14 protein-coding genes and 1 other RNA gene are annotated in these 19135 nt (G+C 69.6%); 6 read left to right on the top strand and 9 right to left on the bottom strand.

Annotated elements, in window-relative coordinates; genetic code table 11:
• Positions 1–43: 43 nt before the first annotated feature.
• From ACFWXC_RS28915 to ACFWXC_RS28895, 5 genes are read left to right on the top strand one after another with little or no spacing between them, the layout of a single operon-like run.
• Entirely contained in the window at positions 44–1477 is a 1434-nt protein-coding gene (locus tag ACFWXC_RS28915; protein WP_384483221.1) for an ABC transporter substrate-binding protein, read from the top strand.
• 11 nt (positions 1478–1488) lie between these two features.
• Complete coding sequence (locus ACFWXC_RS28910; RefSeq protein ID WP_384483220.1) at positions 1489–2286, top strand: carbohydrate ABC transporter permease; 798 nt, start codon at positions 1489–1491, stop codon at positions 2284–2286.
• Positions 2287–3108 carry a carbohydrate ABC transporter permease gene (locus ACFWXC_RS28905; RefSeq protein ID WP_384483219.1) on the top strand — a complete coding sequence of 274 codons (822 nt, stop codon included), beginning with the start codon at positions 2287–2289 and terminating at the stop codon, positions 3106–3108. It abuts the gene before it with no gap.
• A gap of 11 nt (positions 3109–3119) precedes the next feature.
• Positions 3120–5378: an alpha-xylosidase gene (gene yicI / locus ACFWXC_RS28900; RefSeq protein ID WP_384483218.1), complete on the top strand. Its 2259-nt coding sequence runs from the start codon at positions 3120–3122 to the stop codon at positions 5376–5378.
• Complete coding sequence (locus ACFWXC_RS28895; protein WP_384483217.1) at positions 5372–6382, top strand: LacI family DNA-binding transcriptional regulator; 1011 nt, start codon at positions 5372–5374, stop codon at positions 6380–6382. Before yicI ends, ACFWXC_RS28895 begins: the two co-directional genes overlap by 7 nt.
• 103 nt (positions 6383–6485) lie before the next feature.
• Here the strand turns inward: ACFWXC_RS28895 and ACFWXC_RS28890 are convergent, their stop codons facing one another.
• From ACFWXC_RS28890 to ftsE, 7 genes are all read right to left on the bottom strand, one after another.
• The gene (locus tag ACFWXC_RS28890) at positions 6486–7121 is read right to left on the bottom strand and encodes a hypothetical protein (protein ID WP_384483216.1); all 636 of its coding nucleotides are present in this window, start codon (positions 7119–7121) and stop codon (positions 6486–6488) included.
• Between the two features lie 49 nt (positions 7122–7170).
• The gene (locus ACFWXC_RS28885; RefSeq protein WP_384483215.1) at positions 7171–11985 is read right to left on the bottom strand and encodes a ricin-type beta-trefoil lectin domain protein; all 4815 of its coding nucleotides are present in this window, start codon (positions 11983–11985) and stop codon (positions 7171–7173) included.
• Between the two features lie 428 nt (positions 11986–12413).
• Positions 12414–12801: a transfer-messenger RNA gene (gene ssrA, locus ACFWXC_RS28880) on the bottom strand.
• A gap of 101 nt (positions 12802–12902) precedes the next feature.
• The gene (gene smpB, locus ACFWXC_RS28875; protein ID WP_384483282.1) at positions 12903–13445 is read right to left on the bottom strand and encodes an SsrA-binding protein SmpB; all 543 of its coding nucleotides are present in this window, start codon (positions 13443–13445) and stop codon (positions 12903–12905) included.
• 61 nt (positions 13446–13506) lie between these two features.
• Positions 13507–14676 (bottom strand): S41 family peptidase, encoded by a 1170-nt coding sequence (locus ACFWXC_RS28870; RefSeq protein ID WP_384483214.1) that lies wholly within the window; start codon positions 14674–14676, stop codon positions 13507–13509.
• A gap of 68 nt (positions 14677–14744) precedes the next feature.
• Positions 14745–15665 carry a permease-like cell division protein FtsX gene (gene ftsX / locus ACFWXC_RS28865; protein WP_384483213.1) on the bottom strand — a complete coding sequence of 307 codons (921 nt, stop codon included), beginning with the start codon at positions 15663–15665 and terminating at the stop codon, positions 14745–14747.
• A 62-nt stretch (positions 15666–15727) separates the two neighbouring features.
• On the bottom strand, positions 15728–16417 hold the full coding sequence (ftsE, locus tag ACFWXC_RS28860) for a cell division ATP-binding protein FtsE (protein ID WP_360489516.1): 690 nt from the start codon (positions 16415–16417) through the stop codon (positions 15728–15730).
• 247 nt (positions 16418–16664) lie between these two features.
• Here ftsE and ACFWXC_RS28855 point away from each other — a divergent pair, with 247 nt between their 5' ends.
• Positions 16665–16856, top strand: coding sequence for a hypothetical protein (locus tag ACFWXC_RS28855; RefSeq protein ID WP_351701422.1), 192 nt, complete (start codon positions 16665–16667; stop codon positions 16854–16856).
• Between the two features lie 139 nt (positions 16857–16995).
• Here the strand turns inward: ACFWXC_RS28855 and ACFWXC_RS28850 are convergent, their stop codons facing one another.
• Positions 16996–17628 (bottom strand): hypothetical protein, encoded by a 633-nt coding sequence (locus tag ACFWXC_RS28850; protein WP_384483212.1) that lies wholly within the window; start codon positions 17626–17628, stop codon positions 16996–16998.
• Between the two features lie 323 nt (positions 17629–17951).
• A complete protein-coding gene (gene prfB, locus ACFWXC_RS28845; RefSeq protein WP_384483211.1) occupies positions 17952–19058 on the bottom strand; it encodes a peptide chain release factor 2 in 1107 nt (368 codons plus the stop codon).
• Positions 19059–19135: the final 77 nt, after the last annotated feature.

The raw sequence follows: 19135 nt of genomic DNA, 5'->3' as shown, positions 1-19135 counted from the left end.
CGCGGGACGAGCACCATCCATCCGACTCCCCTGGAGGCACTGGATGTCGACGGCACGAAGGCGGACGGCGGCCGCGGCGGTGATCCTCTCCGGATCGCTGCTGCTGGCCTCCTGCGGCGGCTCGGGCGGCAGCACGTCCGACGGGAAGACGCTGCGGCTGTGGCACTACGAGGGTCCGACCAGCGCGATGGGCGTCGCCTGGAACGAGGCCATCAAGGAGTTCGAGGCCTCCCACCCCGGTGTGAAGGTGAAGTACGAGGAGAAGAGCTTCGAGCAGATCCAGAAGACCGCCCAGATGGTCCTGAACTCCTCCGACGCCCCCGACATCATGGAGTACAACAAGGGCAACGCGACGGCGGGACTCCTCTCCAAACAGGGACTCCTCACCGATCTGACCGCCGAGGCGACCGAGCGCGGCTGGGACAAGAAGCTCAGCGCGGGCGTACGCACCACCAGCCGGTACGACGCCGACGGCGTGATGGGCTCCGGCAAGTGGTACGGGGTGCCCGACTACGCCGAGTACACGATGGTCTACTACAACAAAGCCCTGTTCAAGAAGTACGGGATCGCCGAGCCGAAGACGTTCGACGACCTGACGGCGGCGATGGACGAGTTCGTCGAGAACAAGGTCACCCCGCTGGCGAACGCGGGCTCCGAGTACATGGCCCAGCAGTACCTCTACCAGCTGGCACTGACGAAAGCCGACCGCTCCTGGGTGGACAGTTATGAGCTGTACCAGGGCAAGGTCGACTTCCACGACACCGCCTGGACGTACGCGGCGACCACCTTCGCGGACTGGGTGAAGAAGGGCTACATCGCGAAGACGTCGTCCGGCACGACCGCCGAGCAGGCCGGGGTCTCCTTCATCCAGGGCAAGGCGCCGATCCTGTTCTCGGGCAGCTGGTGGTACGGCCGCTTCCAGTCGGAGGCCGCGTTCGACTGGGGCAGCTTCCTGTGGCCCGGCTCGGACCTCACCCTCGGTTCCGGCGGCAACCTCTGGGTCGTACCGAAGAACTCCGAGAACAAGGATCTCGCCTACGACTTCATCGACATCACCCTGTCGAAGAAGATCCAGAACCTGCTCGGCAACAAGGGCGGAGTCCCGGTCGCGGCCGACGCGAGCGCGATCACCGACCCCAAGTCCCAGCAGCTCATCGCCGACTTCAACACCCTGTCCGCCCGCGACGGCCTCGCCTTCTACCCCGACTGGCCGATCGCCGGCTTCTACGACACCCTCGTCTCCGAGACCCAGAAACTGATCACCGGGAGCGAGAAACCGGACGCCTACCTGAGCAATCTCCAGACGGCGTACGACAAGGGCTCGAAGTGCGCTCCCCCTGGGGGGGCGCGCGCGCCCCGGGCCCGGGCCCCCCCCCCCGCCCCACGGCCCACCCGCGCCGCCCCCGCGACTCCTACGCCCTCTTCCTCCTCCCCGGCGCCCTCGCCTTCCTCGCGGTCGTCGTCGTCCCGTTCCTGATGAACACGGGCGTGAGCTTCACCGACTGGCAGGGCGTGGGCAGTCCGAAGTGGTCCGGGCTCGCCAACTACCGTGAGCTGCTGGACGATGCCGAGTTCTGGGCGTCCTTCCGGCACAGCCTCTTCATGGTCGTCGCGATGGCCGTGCTCCCGACGGCACTCGGACTGGTCCTGGCCGCCGCCCTGTTCGACTACGTCGGCAAGCACTTCGGCACCCGGATCGCCGCCGTCCTGCGCGCCTGCTTCTATCTCCCCCAGGTGCTGCCGGTGGCGGTGGCCGGCATCGTCTGGAGCTGGATCCTGGCCCCGGACGACGGCACCCTCAACGCCCTGCTGAAGGCGGTCGGGCTCGGCTCCTGGCAGCAGGACTGGCTCGGCGACCCGGACCTCGCCCTCTACACCGTGATGGGCGTGCTGGTCTGGGTGCAGATCGGCTTTCCGCTGGTCGTCTTCATGGCCGGGCTCGGGCGCGTCGACCCGCAGCTGTACGAGGCGGCCGAGCTGGACGGCGCCGGCTGGTGGCGGCGCTTTTGGCACATCACGCTGCCACAGCTCCGGCCCGAGGTGTACGTCGTCCTGACCTGGTGCACGATCGCCGCGCTGAAGGTCTTCGGCGCGGTGTACGTCCTGACGAAGGGCGGCCCGGGCGGCGCCACCGACGTCCCCTCCTACTTCTCCTTCACCACGTTCTTCGAGAAGACCCAGGCCGGCTACGGCTCGGCGATCTCCACGGTCCTCACCGTGCTCATCCTGGCCCTGTCCCTGACCGGCCTGAAGCTGCAGAACCGCGCGGAGGACGGAGATCTCTGAATGACCGCTCTACGCCGTTACCCCGTCCTGATCGCCCTGTGTCTCGCCGCCCTCTTCATGATCGTCCCGTTCCTGATCGTGACGACGAACGCGGTCAAGTCCCCGGCGGAGTACTCGCGGAACGGCCCGCTGAGCCTCCCTCACGGGCTCTACCTGGACGGCCTCAAGGACTTCTGGCAGCGGGTCGACTACAGCCGGAAGCTGGTCAACTCGGTCGTCATCAGCGGCTCGGTCGCCGTGCTCGCCACCGCCCTCTCCGTCCTGAACGCGTACGCGATCGGCATCGGCCGGATCAGGGGCCGCACCTGGGTCCTGGCCTTCTTCGTCCTCGCCACCATGCTGCCGCAGGAGGCGCTGGTCTATCCGCTCTACTACCTGAGCAAGCAGGCGGGTCTGTACGACACCAGGCTCAGCGTGATCATCGTGTTCACGGTGATCCAGTCGGCGTTCGGGACGTATCTCCTCTCGGCCGTCCTCGGCCGGTTCCCGCGCGAGATCGTCGAGGCGGCCCGGATCGACGGCGCGAACAAGTGGCAGATCCTGGTCCGGATCGTCGTCCCGGTCAGCCGCCCGACCCTGGGCGTGCTCCTGGTCTTCTTCTTCGTCTGGACCTGGAACGAGTTCCTGCTCCCGCTGGTCATGCTGATCTCCAACGACAACCAGACGGTGTCCGTCGCCCTCGGCGTCCTCCAGGGCCAGCGCCTGATGGACGCCACGATGACCAACGCGGCCGCCCTGCTCGGCGTGCTCCCGGCCATCGTCTTCTTCCTCGTCTTCCAGCGCACGCTCACCCGGGGCATCGCCGTGGGCGCCGTCAAGTAGGAGGTTCGTGCGTGAAGTTCACCGACGGCTACTGGCTGCTGCGCGAGGGCGTCACCGCGGCCCACCCGGTCGAGGTCCTCGACGTCACCGCCGCGGACTCCGGTCTGGAGATCCACGCGCCGACGCAGCCCATCCGGCACCGCGGCGACCTGCTGAAAGGACCGGTCGTGACGATCAGCGCGCACACCCCGATGCCCGGCGTCATCGGCGTCACCTTCACCCACTTCGAGGGCGAGCGCCCGCGCGGCCCCCGGTTCGAGCTGCAGCGGGCGGACTTCGCCGCGCAGGTGTCGTACGACGACGAGTACGCGACCCTGACCTCCGGGTCGCTGACCCTGCGACTGAGCCGGACCGCGCCCTGGCGGCTCGACTTCCTCGCGGGCGGCCGCACCCTCACCTCCAGCGGCCCCAAGGGCATGGGCATCATGCGGGACACGGCCACCGGCGCCCACTATCTGCGGGAGCAGCTGGGCCTCGGGGTCGGCACCTCGGTCTACGGCCTCGGCGAACGCTTCGGCCCGCTGGTCAAGAACGGCCAGGCCGTCGACGTCTGGAACGCCGACGGCGGCACGGCCACCGAGCAGGCCTACAAGAACACCCCTTTCTATCTGACCGACGCGGGCTACGGCGTCTTCGTCGACCACCCGGGAAAGGTGTCGTTCGAGGTCGGTTCGGAGGCCGTGTCCCGGGTTCAGTTCAGCGTGGAGTCACAGCAGTTGACGTACTACGTCATCCACGGCCCGACCCCGAAGGACATCCTGCGCACGTACACGGCCCTGACCGGCCGCCCGGCGCTCCCGCCCGCCTGGTCCTTCGGCCTGTGGCTCTCCACCTCCTTCACGACGTCGTACGACGAGAAGACGGTCACGTCCTTCATCGAGGGCATGCGGGAGCGCGAACTCCCGCTCTCCGTCTTCCACTTCGACTGCTTCTGGATGCGGGAGTTCAACTGGTGCGACTTCCGGTGGGATCCCCGGGTGTTTCCGGATCCCGAGGGGATGCTGGGGCGGCTGCACGAGCGCGGACTGCGGGTGTGCGTGTGGATCAATCCGTACATCGCGCAGCGGTCGCCGCTGTTCGCCGAGGGGAGGGAGCTGGGACACCTGCTGCGGCGACCGGACGGGAGCGTGTGGCAGTGGGATCTGTGGCAGCCGGGGATGGCGCTGGTGGACTTCACGTCGGCGGCGGCCCGCGACTGGTACGCGGGCAAGCTGGAGGCCCTGCTGGCGCAGGGAGTCGACTGCTTCAAGACCGACTTCGGGGAGCGGGTACCGGTGGACGTGGCCTGGTCCGACGGCTCGGACCCCGAGCGGATGCACAACTACTACACCCACCTGTACAACCGGACCGTCTTCGAGGTGCTGCGCAAGCACCGGGGCGAGGGCGAGGCGGTGGTCTTCGCGCGGTCGGCGACGGCCGGGAGCCAGAAGTTCCCCGTGCACTGGGGCGGCGACTGCGAGGCGACGTACGAGTCGATGGCCGAGTCGCTGCGCGGCGGGCTCTCGCTCGGCCTGTCCGGCTTCGGCTACTGGAGCCATGACATCGGCGGCTTCGAGGGCACGCCCACACCCGCCCTGTTCAAGCGCTGGCTGGCCTTCGGGCTGCTCTCCTCCCACAGCCGGCTGCACGGCAGCTCGTCGTACCGCGTCCCCTGGCTCTTCGACGACGAATCCGTGGACGTGCTGCGGCACTTCACCCGGCTGAAGCTGAGCCTGATGCCGTACCTGTACGAGGCCGCGCGCACCGCCGCCGCGGAGGGGGTGCCGATGATGCGGGCGATGGTCCTGGAGTTCCCGGACGATCCCGGGTGCGCGCACCTGGAACGGCAGTACATGCTCGGCCCGGATCTGCTCGTGGCGCCCGTCTTCAGCGACGAGGGCGAGGTCTCGTACTACGTGCCCGAGGGGACGTGGACGCATTTCGTGAGCGGTGCGAGGGTGACCGGGCCGCGCTGGGTGCGTGAGCGGCACGGCTTCCTGAGCGTGCCGCTGCTGGTGCGGCCGGGCGCGGTGATCCCGGTCGGCGCGGTGGCGGACCGCCCGGACTACGACCACGCGGACGGGGTGACGCTGCGGGCGTACGGCCTGGAGCGCGGCGCGCAGGTCACGGTCCCGGTCGGGGACGTCACCTTCACCGTCGTACGCGAAGGGGACACCTTGCGGGCCTCGTGCGGCGACCCGGCGGCGGCGTGGCACCTGGCGGCCGGGGAGCGTACGGCGCGGGCGGCGGCCGGCACCGGGTTCCTCTCCCTGGAGCTGGGCCGATGGTGAAGATCACCGACGTGGCCCGGCACGCCGGGGTCTCCCCCAGCACGGTGTCCTACGCGCTCAGCGGCAAGCGCCCGATCTCGGAGGGGACCCGGCTCCGGATCGAGGCGTCCATCCGCGAGCTGGGCTACCGCCCGCACGCCGGCGCCCGCGCCCTGGCCAGCAGCCGCTCCAACGTGCTGGCCCTGGTGATCCCGCTGCGCACCGGCATCCACGTCCCGGTCGTCATGCAGTTCGCGGTGTCGGTGGTGACGACGGCCCGCCGCTACGACCACGACGTGCTGCTCCTGACGCAGGAGGAGGGCGAGGAGGGGCTGCAGCGGGTCGCCGACACGGCGCTGGTGGACGCTCTGATCGTGATGGACGTCCAGCTCCACGACCCCCGGCTGCCGCTGCTGCGGGCGCTGGAACGGCCGTCGGTACTGATCGGCTTCCCGGCCTCCCCCGAGGGCCTGACCTGCGTCGACCTGGACTTCCGGGCGGCCGGTGAGCTGTGCGTGGAACGGCTGGCGGGGCTCGGCCACCGGGTGGTGGCGCTGGTCGGCTCGCCGCCCGAGGTGTACGTCCGGGAGACGGCGTTCGCCCAGCGGGTGGTCCAGGGCTTCACGGCCGCCGCCGACCGCAACGCGATGACGTCCTGCGTCCACCCCTGCGAGGCCACACCGGCGGCGGCCCGCCGGGCCGCCGAGCGGTTGCTGCGCGAACAGCCGGCGCTGACGGGGGTCGTCGTCCACAACGAGGCGATCCTGGAACCCCTCGTCGACGCCTTCGAACAGCTCGGCCTCCGTGTCCCCACCGACCTGTCGATCACCGCGATCTGCCCGGACGAACTGGCGGCGGGGCTGCGGGTGCCAGTGACCTCGGTCGCGCTGCCCGCCGCGGAACTCGGGGAGCGGGCGGCAGAGTTGCTGATGCGCAAGCTGGGCGGGGACAGGGAGGTGCCGGAGGCGACACTGCTGGCGCCCCGGCTGACGGAACGGGCGAGCACGGCACCCCGGCTGGCGTGACGGTCGCCGTGCGGGCGCCGGGCGAGTGCGTACGAAGGGCCGGGGACCGGCACGGTGGCGTGTGCCGCCCCGTTTCCGGTCCCCGACCCGCTGAGGTGCTCGGCTAGCCGCCGGTCACCAGGTGGCGTACCTCGGACACGACGAACTCGCCGTAGTGCAGCGCCGACCCCAGTCGCTCCAGCCGCGCATAGCGCTCCGGCGAGAGCTCTGCACCGGATCCGGTGCCGGCTTGTACCATCGCCCGCAGCAACAGCCGGAAGGCGAGGTCAGGGGTGCACTGACGGGCACACTCCGCCAGGTCGCGCCGGACCGTGTCCGGCACGAACCGGGCCTCCGCGATCTCGGCGAGGACCGCGTCCGCCAGTTCCTCGCCGTCGCCCGCGCCGGCGGCGGTGGACGGGTGAACGCCGTCCACCGCGTTCCTGGCCAGCCAGGCGTCGCACAGCGCGACGAGCGTCTCCATCCACTGCGCCCCCGACGTGAGACCGGTCGGCCCTCCGGAGAAGAAGGCCGGTCCCGTCGCCGTCCCGGCCTGCCACAGCGCCTCGATCGTCGCCGAGGGAAGACGCAGCAGCAGTCGCGCGTCGTGCCGGACCGCGAGAACGGCATCCGGGGCCAGCTCGTCCCACAGGTGGTACTCGGCCGCCGCGACGGCCGTGGGGCCGTTGTGCGACCAGTCCTCGTGGAACTGGCTCATCAGCCATGTCACGCCGAAGTCGAACTCGTCTGTCCGGTGCACTTGTCGTCACCTCCTGGATCGGAAACCGGATCGGAATCCGGATGGGGAACTAGATCGGGAACGCCGTGAACACATAGAAGCCGCCCTTGTGTCCCTTCGCTTTCTTGAGCACGATCCTGTACCCGTTCCCAGCGACCTTGATACTGCGGTCCGTCTTGGCCACATAACCGAGGGAGTCCGGCCCGAAGGTGCCGGTCAACGCCTTCTCCCGCGGGCCGTCGCGGCGGCTGAGCCACTTCTGGATCTCCGCCGCCTTGCTCGCCAGCGCGTCGTTCACGACCGCCTGGGCCGTCGCGAGGTCCTTGAACACGCCGTTGGAGCTGCCCTTGCTGACGGCCAGATCCTTCGCCATCTCCTCTGAGGTGACGAACCCGACGGCCGTGCCGGCCGTGTGTTCGTCGAGGGCGTGCGCCAGCCCGCTGAACTCCTGTGCGTCGGCGACGAGGTTCTTGCAGTTGTGGACGAGGACCGGGGCGCTGCCGGCCACGACGTAGAACGTGTGCAGGCCGGACACCGTCAGGTCGTACACGGTCAGGGGCGCCGCGTCGTTCCGGTCGAGCACCGCGGCGACCGTGCGGAGGGTGCCGTCGGGGGCGCGCAGGCTGTCGTCGGCACGCAGGTCGGACGCCAGGGTCCAGCCACGGCCGTCGACGTAGAAATTGTGCCCCGGTGTGCTCGTGAGACTCCCGCCGTCCGCCAGGGTGATGTCCAGCAGCACCCGGGCGGAATGCGAGAACGTGTCGGTGACCGGCTCGCCCAGGGTGCGCCCGGTGTCGGGGTCGGTGGCCAGCAGCCGGTCGCCGTACCGTACGTCGCGGATGGCCTTGCGGCTGCCGTCGGCGAGGACCACCTCGGTGCCGCCGGGGAAGCTGTTCAACGGGCACGCCGTGCGCAGTTCCTCGTAGACCCGCGCGCTGCGCTCGATCTCGGCGAGCGTGCGGGCGTCCACGTCCAGTGTCCGCAGTGCCTTCAGGGCGTCGGCGACCCCGATGCCGGTGCGCATGGCGGCGTCCACGGCGCGGATCGCCTCGGTGATCCTCCCGATCGGTCCGCCGAGCGGGAGCCAGGTGGCGGCCCAGGCGCAGTCGCCGTAGCTCCCGTCACCGGTGCCGGTGGCCTTGTGGTAGCAGCCGGTGAAGTCGTCGATGATCGAGTGGTAGAGGCCCTTCCACAGGTCCTTGGTCGCCTCCCAGGAGGAGATCTTGACCGTCTTCTTCAGGTTCTTGAACGTCTTGGTGGTGAGGAAGTACGTGTCCTCGGCAGGACAGCCGGACTCGGTGGCCGGGACGTCGGGGTTCTCGCAGTAGTAGTAGCTGACGACCGCGTCGAAGTGCACTTCGAACACCAGGTCGCAGGGCAGGCGGGAGCAGTCGTCCGGAAGGCGCTGCGGGTCCCCCTGCTGTTTGATGTCGTCGATGACGGAGAACACCCCGCCGATCCCGGTTCCGGTCCCGGCGCCGGTCTGCACCTGCTTGTTCGCGTCGGCGGCTGCCGCCTGGTCGGCCGCCTGCTGCGCCGACTCGGCGTACTTCTGGGCGTCCTTCGCCGCCTCCTCGGCCGCGGTGGCCTCGGCGTCGGCGCGGTCGGCCGCGGCGCGGGCGTCCTTCGCAGACTGCTCGGCCTCGGCGGCCGCCGTACGGGCCGCGTCCGCGTCCAGGGCCGCCTGGTCGGCGGAGTCCCGGGCGTCCTTGGCGTAGCCCTCGGCATTGCCGGCCGCCTGGTCGGCGGCTGCCGCGTCCGCGGTGGCCTGCTGGTCGTACTCGATGGTGCGCGCCAGTGACTTCTGCGCGTCCGCCGCGTACTGCGCCGCCTCGGCGGCGTACCCCAGCGCCTCCTTCGACGACCTGCGGGCGTCCGCCGCGTGACCGGCCGCCTCGGCGGCGATCGTGTACGCGGCCTTCGCGTCCCCGGTCGCGGCGTTCGCGAGGCTCTGCGCCTGCTCGGCGTTCTTCTGCGCGTTGGCGGCGTGCGCCTCGGCGACGGCCTGCTGCTGCTCGGCGATCGTCTTCGACGCCTGGCCGGTCAGAACGACGAGACCCGCCGCGGAGTCGGTGTCCACGTAGGGCGAACCGAGCTGGATCGCGTCGTTGGCCGGCGCGGCGACCTGCTGCGCGGAGGCTCCGGCGTCCTCGGCCGCCTGCGCGGTCGTGTACGCGTGACCGGCCGCGTCGGCCGCGCCCGCGACCGCCTTGGCGGCCTCGGCCTTGGCCGCGTCGGCCTGCTTCTTGGAGTCGGCCGCGTGCTGCTCCGCCTCGTCGGCCAGCTTGACCGCGGTACGGGCCGCGGCGGCCGAGGCCTGGGAGGCCTTGATGGCGTCCGCCGCCGCGCTGGTGGCGGTGCGCACCGCCGCGTCCGCCTTCAGCTTGGCCGCCTGGGCGTCGTCCGCGTCGGAACGGGCCCGCTTCGCCGCCGCCTCGGCACGCGTCGCCGCGGCGTCGGCGTCGGCCGCGGCCTGGCTCGCCGCGTCGGCCTCGGTACGGGCCGAACCCGCCGCCGCCTCCGCGTCGTCGGCCGCCTGGTCCGCCTCGTCGGCCGCCGCCCGTGAGTCCTTCGCGTCGGCGTCCGAGTCGTGCGCCTCGGCGTAGGCGTCCTTGGCGTCGGCCTTCGCGTCCGCCGCGTTCGCCTTGTTCTTCGCGTCCCACGCGTCGTCCGACTTGCCCTTGGCCAGATCCCGCGCGGCCTCCGCGTCCTGGCGCTTGGTGCGGGCGGTGGATTCGGCGGTCTCCGCCCGGCCCTTGGCCTCGGCGGCGGTCTTCGCGTACCCCTCGGCGTTCGTCTTGTGCTGCGCGGCCTCGGCCTGCTTCTGCGCGGCGGTCGCCTTCTCCGCCTTGGCCGTCGCCTCCTCGGCCTCGGCCGAGAGCCGCTTGGCGTGCGCGGTGGCGGCGGCCGCCTTCGCGTCCGCCTCCGCCCGCTGGGTCTCGCCGAGCTTCGCCTTCGCCGTGTCGCGCGCGGCCTTGGCGGTCCCCGCCTGTACGGCGGCCGCGTCGGCGGCGGCCTTCGACTGCGCGTTGGCCTCCTGTGCGGCGGCCGTACGGAACGCGGCCTTCGACTGCGCCGCCTGCGTCACCGCACGGGCGGCGATGGTCGCGCTGTCGCCGGCGGACGCCTTGGTCGCCGCGTAGGCGGTGTCACCGGCCTTGGACAGGGCGTCGAGCGCGGCGGCCGACGCCTTGGTGACCTGGGCCTTCTGCCGGCCGACGAGCAGACCTCGGCCGCGCGGGGCGCCCGCCTTGTCGGCGACGGCGTAGGCGGCCTGGGTGGCGGTGTCCGTGTCGGTGGCGGACTTCTTCACCGCGGTCGCCTGGGCCTTGAGCAGGTCGAGCTGGGTCTTGGCCGCGGCCTGGGCGTCGGTGACGCCCTTCTTCGCCTTGTCGAACTGGGCCTTGGTCGGATAGTCCAGCTTGTCGGTGCCGTTGTGGCCGGACGGGGCGATGTCGAACTTCTGCGGGTCGGTGCCCTTGCAGTCCCACGTCCGGGTGTCACGGCCGTTGTCGTAGGTCGCGAGGTCCAGGCAGTTGCCGGTGCCCGGGTTGTACAGGCGGCTGGTCGCGTGGGTGTCGTACTCCCACTTCTGGGCCGTGCTCTTGGCGTTGCAGGTCGAGATCTGCACCACGGTCCCGTTCGCGGTGCCGCCGCCCTTCACCTCCAGGCACTTGCCGGAGTTGACGTTGACCAGCGCGTCGCCGCTGATCGCCCACTTCTGCCCGACCGAGCCGTTGCAGGTGTAGATCTGCACCGGCGTGCCGTTGTCCTTCTTGCCGCCGCCCACTTCGAGGCACTTGTCGGCGGCGCCGTGCGCGTGCACGATCATCGGGCTGTCGCCGATCCAGCCGGGGCCGCCGGCGGACCAGTAGTCCTGCCAGCGGGCGAGGCGGTCGGCGATCCACGACTGGCCCAGCAGCTCGCCCAGCGCCTTGGAGCCGGTGGCGAGGGCCTTGGTGGCGTCGCGGTTCGCGTTGAGGATCTGGTCGCGCTGGGTGGTCTGGGCGGCGATCTCCCGCTGCCACTCGGCGGACGCGTCCGCGACCTCCTTGCCGAGGACCCTGTCCGGGTCGACGGGGGTGCGCCAGTCGCAGGAGGCGAACCGGGTCTTCAGGTCCTCCACGGCGACGCGGTACTCGACGCTGCCCGGCTCGGGCGCGGTGCGCGGGAAACCGCCGGAGGAGAGGAAGACACGCGCGTTGTCCGCGCTCGTCGGCTGCATGGACCAGTTCACCAGGCTGTCCCACGCCTGGTGTTCGGCAAACGCCTGCTGCCACTGCGGGGTGGGGAGCGAGGGGTCCGGGTCACTGCCGTAGAGGGGGGTGCCGAGGTCCTTGACCGCCTTCAGCGTGGCGTCGTCGGCCTTCGGGGTCGGATCCTCGTAGAAGTCGTCCTCCGACTTCCAGAACTGGGCCGCGATCCACTGGCTCAGGCCGGTCTGGTCGAAGAAGCTCGGGCCCGTGCCGGTGGTCCCGGGCGGCCAGTGGAATCCGGTCTCGGTGAATCCGCCCGGGGTGCTCAGGCCGTCGAGCGGCTTCTTCCACACATCGACGTACGCGTTGAGGGCGTCGCCCGCCTTGTCGGCGGCGTCCTTGTCCTTATCGTACGCCGTCGACAGCGGAGTGGTGTTCCAGTACTCGCGGTTCGCCGCGGTGTGCAGCTTGTCCGGGGTCTGGTCGAGCCCGTCCTGGGCGGTGCCGTACATGGCGGAGCCGCCCGTGCGCAGCACCTCGGCCATCAGGCACTGGTCCTGGCGGAGCTGCTCGGCGGCCTTGGCGTCGAAGCCGTCGTAACTGTCGGCCACCGGGCTGAAGTCGGCGGCCCGGTCGTGGGGCAGGTCCGGCCGGCCGGCGACCGTGGCGAGCACGGCGAGCGCGAGCACGGCGGGGACAAGTCGGCTGAGAGTGCGGGATTTTCGCGCAAGGGGAGTCACAGTCCCCGGTCTGGAACGCAAAAGAACATCCGTTCTTCGTGAAGAGGGCAGACGGGGGCCCGACTCGAAGGGTGAGGTGCCGTGGCGGCGGTCAAGCCCGCGTACGGCGCGGATGCGTGTGTCTCTGCGGATACGTCAGCAATGACTGCATGACGATGCGCCTCTCCCCCGTGGCGACGGTGTTCCCCCGGTCGCTGATGGACGTGCGCGGCGGCCGAGTGGTCAGCTCGGCCCTACGCGCATCGCACTTTAGTAAGCCTGTGCACCATCTGTGAAGAGTTTTTGACCGAACGAGATCAACCTTCACATCAGCCGTGCCCTGCGAACACGACGAGGGCCCGGTGGTCAACGACCACCGGGCCCTCGCAACATGGAGACTGTGGAGATGGCGGGAATCGAACCCGCGTCCAACGGTGCAAAAACAGGGCTTCTCCGTGTGCAGTTCGCTGTGATTTTCTCGGCCCCGGTAATCTCGCGAACAAGTCGCCGACGGGCCCAGTCACTGTTTGATTTCCCATCGAACCCCGTGACCGGGCTCAATGGTTTAGTCCCCTAGATTATGCCAGGGTCCGGGTCGGGAACATCCCCGGGCTGACACCCGTTAAGGGCCTTCACTCACTGCTTATTAGGCAGCGAGGGCGAAGGCGCGGGAATCGCTCTTGGAATTGGCGATTATTGGTTGCGACATATGGTTAACGAGATCATTGCCGCTTCCTCGACACGCTTCCCCTGTTTCAACATCCGCTGTCGAAACCGATCATCCCCATGTTGATTTTTCAATGCGCACACCCGGGCTTCCCCTGGTGTTGGTCCCATCGTACGTGACCAGCGCACGCCGATGCCACCGTATTCCCGGCGGCTTCGCCCTACTGGCCCCGCTGCTTGCGCTTGGCCGCCGCGATCGCCCGGTCCGACTCCCGCCGGTCCTGCTGCTCGCGCAGGGTCTGCCGCTTGTCGTACTCCTTCTTGCCTCGTGCCAGGGCGATCTCCGCCTTCGCGCGGCCGTCCTTGAAGTAGATCGCGAGGGGCACGATCGTGTGGCCCGTCTCCTGGGACTTGGCCTCCAGCTGGTCGATCTCCGCCCGGTGCAGCAGCAGCTTGCGCTTGCGGCGCACCGAGTGGTTGGTCCACGTGCCCTGGTTGTACTCGGGGATGTGGGCGTTGTGCAGCCACGCCTCGTTCCCGTCGATCTGCACGAAGCCGTCGGTCAGCGAGGTGCGGCCCTCGCGCAGTGACTTCACCTCCGTGCCCGACAGCACGATGCCGGCCTCGTAGGTGTCGACGATCGCGTAGTCGTGCCGCGCCTTCTTGTTCTGCGCGACGATCTTGCGCTTGCCGCCCTTCTCGCCGTCCCTGGCTTTGACGGCCGTCCCCTGCTGCTTCTGCTGGGACTCTTTCGGTACGTACATTCCCTTGGCCATAGTGCCCTCCATTTTCGCACTACGGAGGGGGTGCGAGGGAAGCGGATTACTACGACGGGTCGCCGAGGCCGCTGAGGACCGTCTCGGCCCGCTCCAGCGCCCCGCTGCCCACCTCCAGGTCGGGGGTGATGCCCCGGCCGTCGACGGTGTGGCCCGAGGGGGTGCGGTAGTGGCCGACGGTGAGCTCGGCGACCGAGCCGTCGGGGAGCCGGGTGGGCATCTGGATGGAACCCTTGCCGAAGGTGCGGGAGCCGAGGACGACCGCACGGCCGCGGTCCTGGAGGGCTCCGGTGAGCATCTCGGCCGCGCTCATGGTGCCGCCGTCGACGAGCGCGACCAGGGGTCTCGCGGTGTCGCCGCCGGCGTCGGCGTGCAGGGCGCGCTGGGCGCCGTCGACGTCATAGGTGGCGACCAGGCCGCCGTCGAGGAAGGCGGAGGCGGCGGTGACGGCCTCGCTGACCAGACCGCCGGAGTTGCCCCGCAGGTCGAGCACGATCCCGGCGTCGGCGGGGGCCTGCCGTACGGCGTCGCGGACGAGCTCCCCCGAGCCCTTGGTGAAGGCGGAGATCTTGATGACGGTGATACCGGCGGACAGCTTGCGGACGGTCACCGAGTCGGTGGACAGCAGCGCCCGGCGCAGGGTCTCGGTCCACGCGCGCGTGCCGCGTTCGAGACCGAGGGTGACGGTCGTACCGGCGCGGGCGTCGGTGGCGTCACCGCGCAGTAACGAGACGACGTCGGTGACGGGCCGCCCGTCGACGTCCGCCCCGTCGACGCTGCGCAGCCGGTCGCCCTTCCTGATGCCGGCGGTGGCCGCGGGCGACCCGGCCTGCACCTTGGTCACCTCGATCCGGCCGTCCCGCTCCCGCCGGGCCCACAGCCCGACACCGGTGTACTGGCCGTCGAGCGCTTCCTCGAACTCCTGGTACTCGCCCTCGGAGTAGACCGCGGCCCACCGGTCCCCGCTGCGGCTCACGGCCCGTTCGGCGGCCTCCATGGGGGACTTGCCGTCGGCCATCGCGTCGGCGGCGGCCTTGGCGACGTCGTCGTGCCGGTCGGCCGCACGGGCCGCTCCGGTGGGTGTCTTCCGGTCGGACTGCCCCGGGTCGGGAAACGCCCCGGTGGCCGCCCCGGTCACCAACAGCCCTGCGAACACCAACGTCAGAGCCGCCCCCCGGCGAACCCGGCGGGGCTGACAGAACAGCTCTCGGCCTGACATGCCGGTGAGTCTAGGACAACGCAAGAGGGCCGCACGGGCGGTTGCCCGTACGACCCTCTTGGCATGCGTCACACCTTCAGGTACTTGCGCAGCGCGAAGAACGCGGCAAGCGCGGGCATCAGGAGGCTCGTTGCGAGGATGAGCGGGAGCTTGGTCAACACCGCGTCCCAGCCGATGAAGTTGATCAAGTTCAGCTTCTGGGAGAGGGCCAGGCCGTGGTCGATGATGAAGTACCGGGCGATCACCAGGAATCCGCAGGCGACCGTGCCGCCGATCAGGCCGGCGACGGCGGCCTCCGCGATGAACGGGGCCTGGATGTAGAAGCCGGAGGCGCCGACCAGGCGCATGATGCCGGTCTCGCGCCGACGGCTGAACGCGGAGACGCGCACCGTGTTGACGATCAGCATCAGGGCGACGACCAGCATCATCGCCATGACCGCGCGTGCCGCCCAGTTCATGCCGTTCAGCAGCCCGAAGAGGTTGTCCAGAATGCCCTTCTGGTCCTGAACGGACTGGACACCGGCGCGGCCGTCGAACGCCGTCGCGACCACCTGGTACTTCTGCGGGTCCTTCAGCTTGATCCGGTACGACTCCTGCATCTGGTCCGGCGTGAGGGAGTCGGCCAAGGGCGAGTCGCCGAACTGCTCCTTGTAGTGCTTGTAGGCGTCGTCCTGCGACTCGTAGGTGACCTTCTCGACGATCGAGGTCATCTTGCCGAGGTCCGCCTGGATCTGCTTCTTCTGGTCGTCGGTGACCGCGCCCTTGGCACAGTTGGGGTCGGACTCGGCGTCGCTCTTGTTGCAGAGGAAGATCGAGACGTTGACCTTGTCGTACCAGTAGCCCTTCATGGTGGTGACCTGGTCGCTCATCAGGAGCGAGCCACCGAAGAGCGCCAGGGACAGGGCGACCGAGACGACGACCGCGAAGGTCATCGTCAGATTGCGGCGGAGACCGACTCCGATCTCCGACAGTACGAACTGGGCGCGCATGGCGTCGGGTTATGCCTTTCCGTCGTGGAGCGCGTGAAGCGTCGGGAACGTGTGCATCGGATTCAGTGCTGGTAGCCGTAGACGCCGCGGGTCTGGTCGCGGACGAGTCGGCCCTTCTCCAGCTCGATGACGCGCTTGCGCATCTGGTCCACGATGTTCTGGTCGTGCGTCGCCATCACCACGGTGGTGCCCGTCCGGTTGATCCGGTCGAGCAGCTTCATGATGCCGACGGAGGTCTGCGGGTCGAGGTTGCCGGTCGGCTCGTCGGCGATCAGCAGCTTGGGCCGGTTGACGAAGGCCCGCGCGATGGCCACGCGCTGCTGCTCACCACCGGAGAGTTCGCCCGGTCTGCGGTCCTCCTTGCCGCCGAGCCCGACGAGGTCGAGCACCTGCGGCACCGACTTGCGGATCTCGCCCTTGGACTTGCCGATGACCTCCTGGGCGAAGGCCACGTTCTCGGCGACCGTCTTGTTGGGCAGCAGGCGGAAGTCCTGGAAGACCGTCCCGAGCTGGCGGCGCATCTGCGGCACCTTCCAGTTGGAGAGACGGGCGAGGTCCTTGCCCAGGACGTGCACCTGGCCGTGACTGCACCGCTCCTCGCGGAGGATCAGCCGCAGGAAGGTGGACTTTCCGGAGCCGGAGGATCCCACGAGGAAGACGAACTCGCCCTTCTCCACTTCCAGGGACACATCCCTGAGTGCGGGGTGGGTCTGCTTGGGGTAGACCTTGGAGACATTGTCGAATCGGATCACGGATGCACCACGGGTCGCCGGGGGTAGATGAGCGTGACCATACGCGAGTCGGGTGAGGAAGCGCAGGCGCCGGTCACGGTTGGGTAAGGCTTGTGCGGTTTTGTTCCGGGGCAGTCTTTCCGGAACGCCGGGGCGAGGTCTGCGGACGGCCGCGCCCTTTCCGGGGGAACCTGGCACAGTGGAGGGGGAACGTTCTCGTTCCGCTGAGCGTTGTGTAGGTAATGGCCGGTGCAAGGAGGGCGAGCGCATGACGTACGACCGGTTGGTGTGCGCGAACTGCGCGGCGCCCGTGAGCGAAGGCCGGTGCCCCGTGTGCCGCGCCAACCGCGAGCGTCTTCAGCAGGAGAACTTCCTCGGCGGTCTGAACCCGATGGCGCTGATCGGGCTGCTGGCGGTGCTGATCGCCGCGGTGGCACTGCTGGCGCATCAGACCGCGTAGCGAAGGTCTCGGACCGCGTAGCGAACGTCACGGAAGAGCGCACGGCGAAGCCCGCGAAAAGCGAACGAAGGGCCCGGAGCAACCGCTCCGGGCCCTTCGCCGTATGTGACGCATTCGCTCGGTGAGCGAACGACTACCGTCAGGCGACAGCGCCGCCGCGGCCGCTCATGAGGCGCGGCAGGATGCGGAAGCCGATACCGCCGGCGATCATCGTGGCGGCACCGACGACCAGGAAGGTCGTCTGCGCGGCACCGGTCTCGGCGAGCTGGTCGCCGCCACCCTGGGCCTGGGTGTTCGAGGAGTCCGACCCGGTGTCGGTGAGGGCGGAGGAGCCCTCCTCCTGCGCGGAGGTGCCCGAGTTGCCGTCGGTGCCGGTGTTGTTGCCGCCGTCACTGCCCGTGCCGCTGCCGTCGGTCGGGTTGTCGCTGGTCGGCTCGTCCGTCGGCTCGGTGGGCTCGTCCGTCGGCTCGGTGGGCTCATCGGTCGGCTCGGTGGGCTCGTCCGTGGGCTCGGTGGGCACGTCGGTCGGCTCACCCGTGGGCTCGGTGGGCACGTCCGTCGGCTCGCTGCTCGGCGGCTCGCTGGTGGCCGGGCCGGTCGGGATAGAGGTCGGATCGTCGTCGGTGCTGACGGTGGCGGTCAGGCCGTCCTCGTTGGCTTCGACGCCGATGGAGAGGGCGGAGGCCGCGCCGGCGGCGGTCAGCGAGGCACCGGCGGCGATCACGGCGCAGGCGGCTATCCGCGCGACCCGGATCCGTGTCTTCTTGGTCATCTGGTTGCTACCCCCAGTAGCTGAATGTCAGGTTGGCGGCGCTGGGGCTGTGCTCTACGGAGATAGCTACGGATGCGCAAGCCCCCCGGTTCTCATGCGCCCCAAAGATACGCACGCCACGCTTCACCCTTCCCATTTTTCAAAGCAACGTCAAGGCCGTTGCGGGCGCGATGTCCAGTTGCGCGCCGAATGCGGGGAGTTGAAGCCTGTGAGTGTGACGTAAAACCCAGACATAACCCTGGCGAGGCCCGGAAATACGAGAACTGCCGCCACGGGGGCGGCAGTTCCGGATCGGCCGACTCGCCATGGGCAAGTCGACAAAGTTACTTCTCCTGCTGCTTGCGCCAGCGAATTCCGGCCTCCAGGAAGCCGTCGATCTCGCCGTTGAAGACGGCCTCGGGGTTGCCGACCTCGTAGTCCGTGCGCAGGTCCTTGACCATCTGGTACGGGTGCAGGACGTACGAACGCATCTGGTTGCCCCAGGAGTTGCCGCCGTCGCCCTTGAGGGCGTCCATCTTGGCCTGCTCCTCCTGCCGGCGCCGGTCGAGCAGCTTCGCCTGGAGAACGTTCATCGCGGATGCCTTGTTCTGGATCTGCGACCGCTCGTTCTGGCAGGAGACGACGATGCCGGTGGGGAGGTGGGTGAGGCGCACCGCGGAGTCGGTCGTGTTCACGCCCTGGCCGCCGGGGCCGGAGGACCGGTAGACGTCCACCCGCAACTCGGACTCGTCGATCTCGATGTGGTCGGTCTGCTCGACCACGGGGAGGATCTCGACACCCGCGAAGGAGGTCTGGCGCCGCCCCTGGTTGTCGTACGGCGAGATCCGCACCAGCCGGTGGGTGCCCTGCTCGACCGAGAGCGTCCCGTAGGCGTACGGCACCTGCACGGCGAAGGTGGTCGACTTGATGCCGGCCTCTTCCGCGTACGACGTCTCGTAGACCTCGGTCTTGTAGCCCTTCTGCTCCGCCCAGCGCAGGTACATCCGCTGCAGCTTCTCGGCGAAGTCGGCGGCGTCGACGCCACCGGCCTCGGCGCGGATGTTCACGAGCGCCTCGCGGGAGTCGTACTCCCCGCTGAGCAGCGTCCGCACTTCCATCTCGTCCAGCGCCTTCTTGACGACGGCGAGCTCGGAGTCGGCCTCGGCGCGGGTGTCCGGGTCGTCCTCCTCCTCGGCCATCTCGAACAGCACGACAAGATCGTCGATCCGCCCGCGCAGCGTCTCCGCCTTCCTGACCTCGGCCTGGAGGTGGGAGAGCTTGCTGGTGATCTTCTGCGCCTCGTCCGGGTTGTCCCACAGGGACGGCGCGGCCGCCTGCTCCTCGAGCACGGCGATGTCTGCCCTCAGCTTGTCGAGGTCCAGAACGGCCTCGATCGACTCCATGGTCGAGGAGAGGGACTTGAGCTCTTCGGATACATCGACGACTGCCACGCCTCCCAGCGTAACGGCTCCGCCAACCGCACAGCGCCCGGCCACCGACGCCCGGGCCGCCCGCCAGGTGGGGCGGG

The organism is Streptomyces sp. NPDC058683 (assembly GCF_042716195.1).
Taxonomy (GTDB): Bacteria; Actinomycetota; Actinomycetes; order Streptomycetales; family Streptomycetaceae; genus Streptomyces.
This window is presented reverse-complemented; position numbering and strand designations above follow the sequence as displayed.

Coding starts and splice junctions, on each gene's coding strand:
- ACFWXC_RS28915 (WP_384483221.1), top strand. CDS start 44: ATGTCGACGGCACGAAGGCGGACGGCGGCCGCGGCGGTGATCCTCTCC.
- ACFWXC_RS28905 (WP_384483219.1), top strand. CDS start 2,287: ATGACCGCTCTACGCCGTTACCCCGTCCTGATCGCCCTGTGTCTCGCC.
- ACFWXC_RS28895 (WP_384483217.1), top strand. CDS start 5,372: ATGGTGAAGATCACCGACGTGGCCCGGCACGCCGGGGTCTCCCCCAGC.
- smpB (WP_384483282.1), bottom strand. CDS start 13,445: ATGTACGTACCGAAAGAGTCCCAGCAGAAGCAGCAGGGGACGGCCGTC.
- ACFWXC_RS28870 (WP_384483214.1), bottom strand. CDS start 14,676: ATGTCAGGCCGAGAGCTGTTCTGTCAGCCCCGCCGGGTTCGCCGGGGG.
- ftsX (WP_384483213.1), bottom strand. CDS start 15,665: ATGCGCGCCCAGTTCGTACTGTCGGAGATCGGAGTCGGTCTCCGCCGC.
- ACFWXC_RS28855 (WP_351701422.1), top strand. CDS start 16,665: ATGACGTACGACCGGTTGGTGTGCGCGAACTGCGCGGCGCCCGTGAGC.
- ACFWXC_RS28850 (WP_384483212.1), bottom strand. CDS start 17,628: ATGACCAAGAAGACACGGATCCGGGTCGCGCGGATAGCCGCCTGCGCC.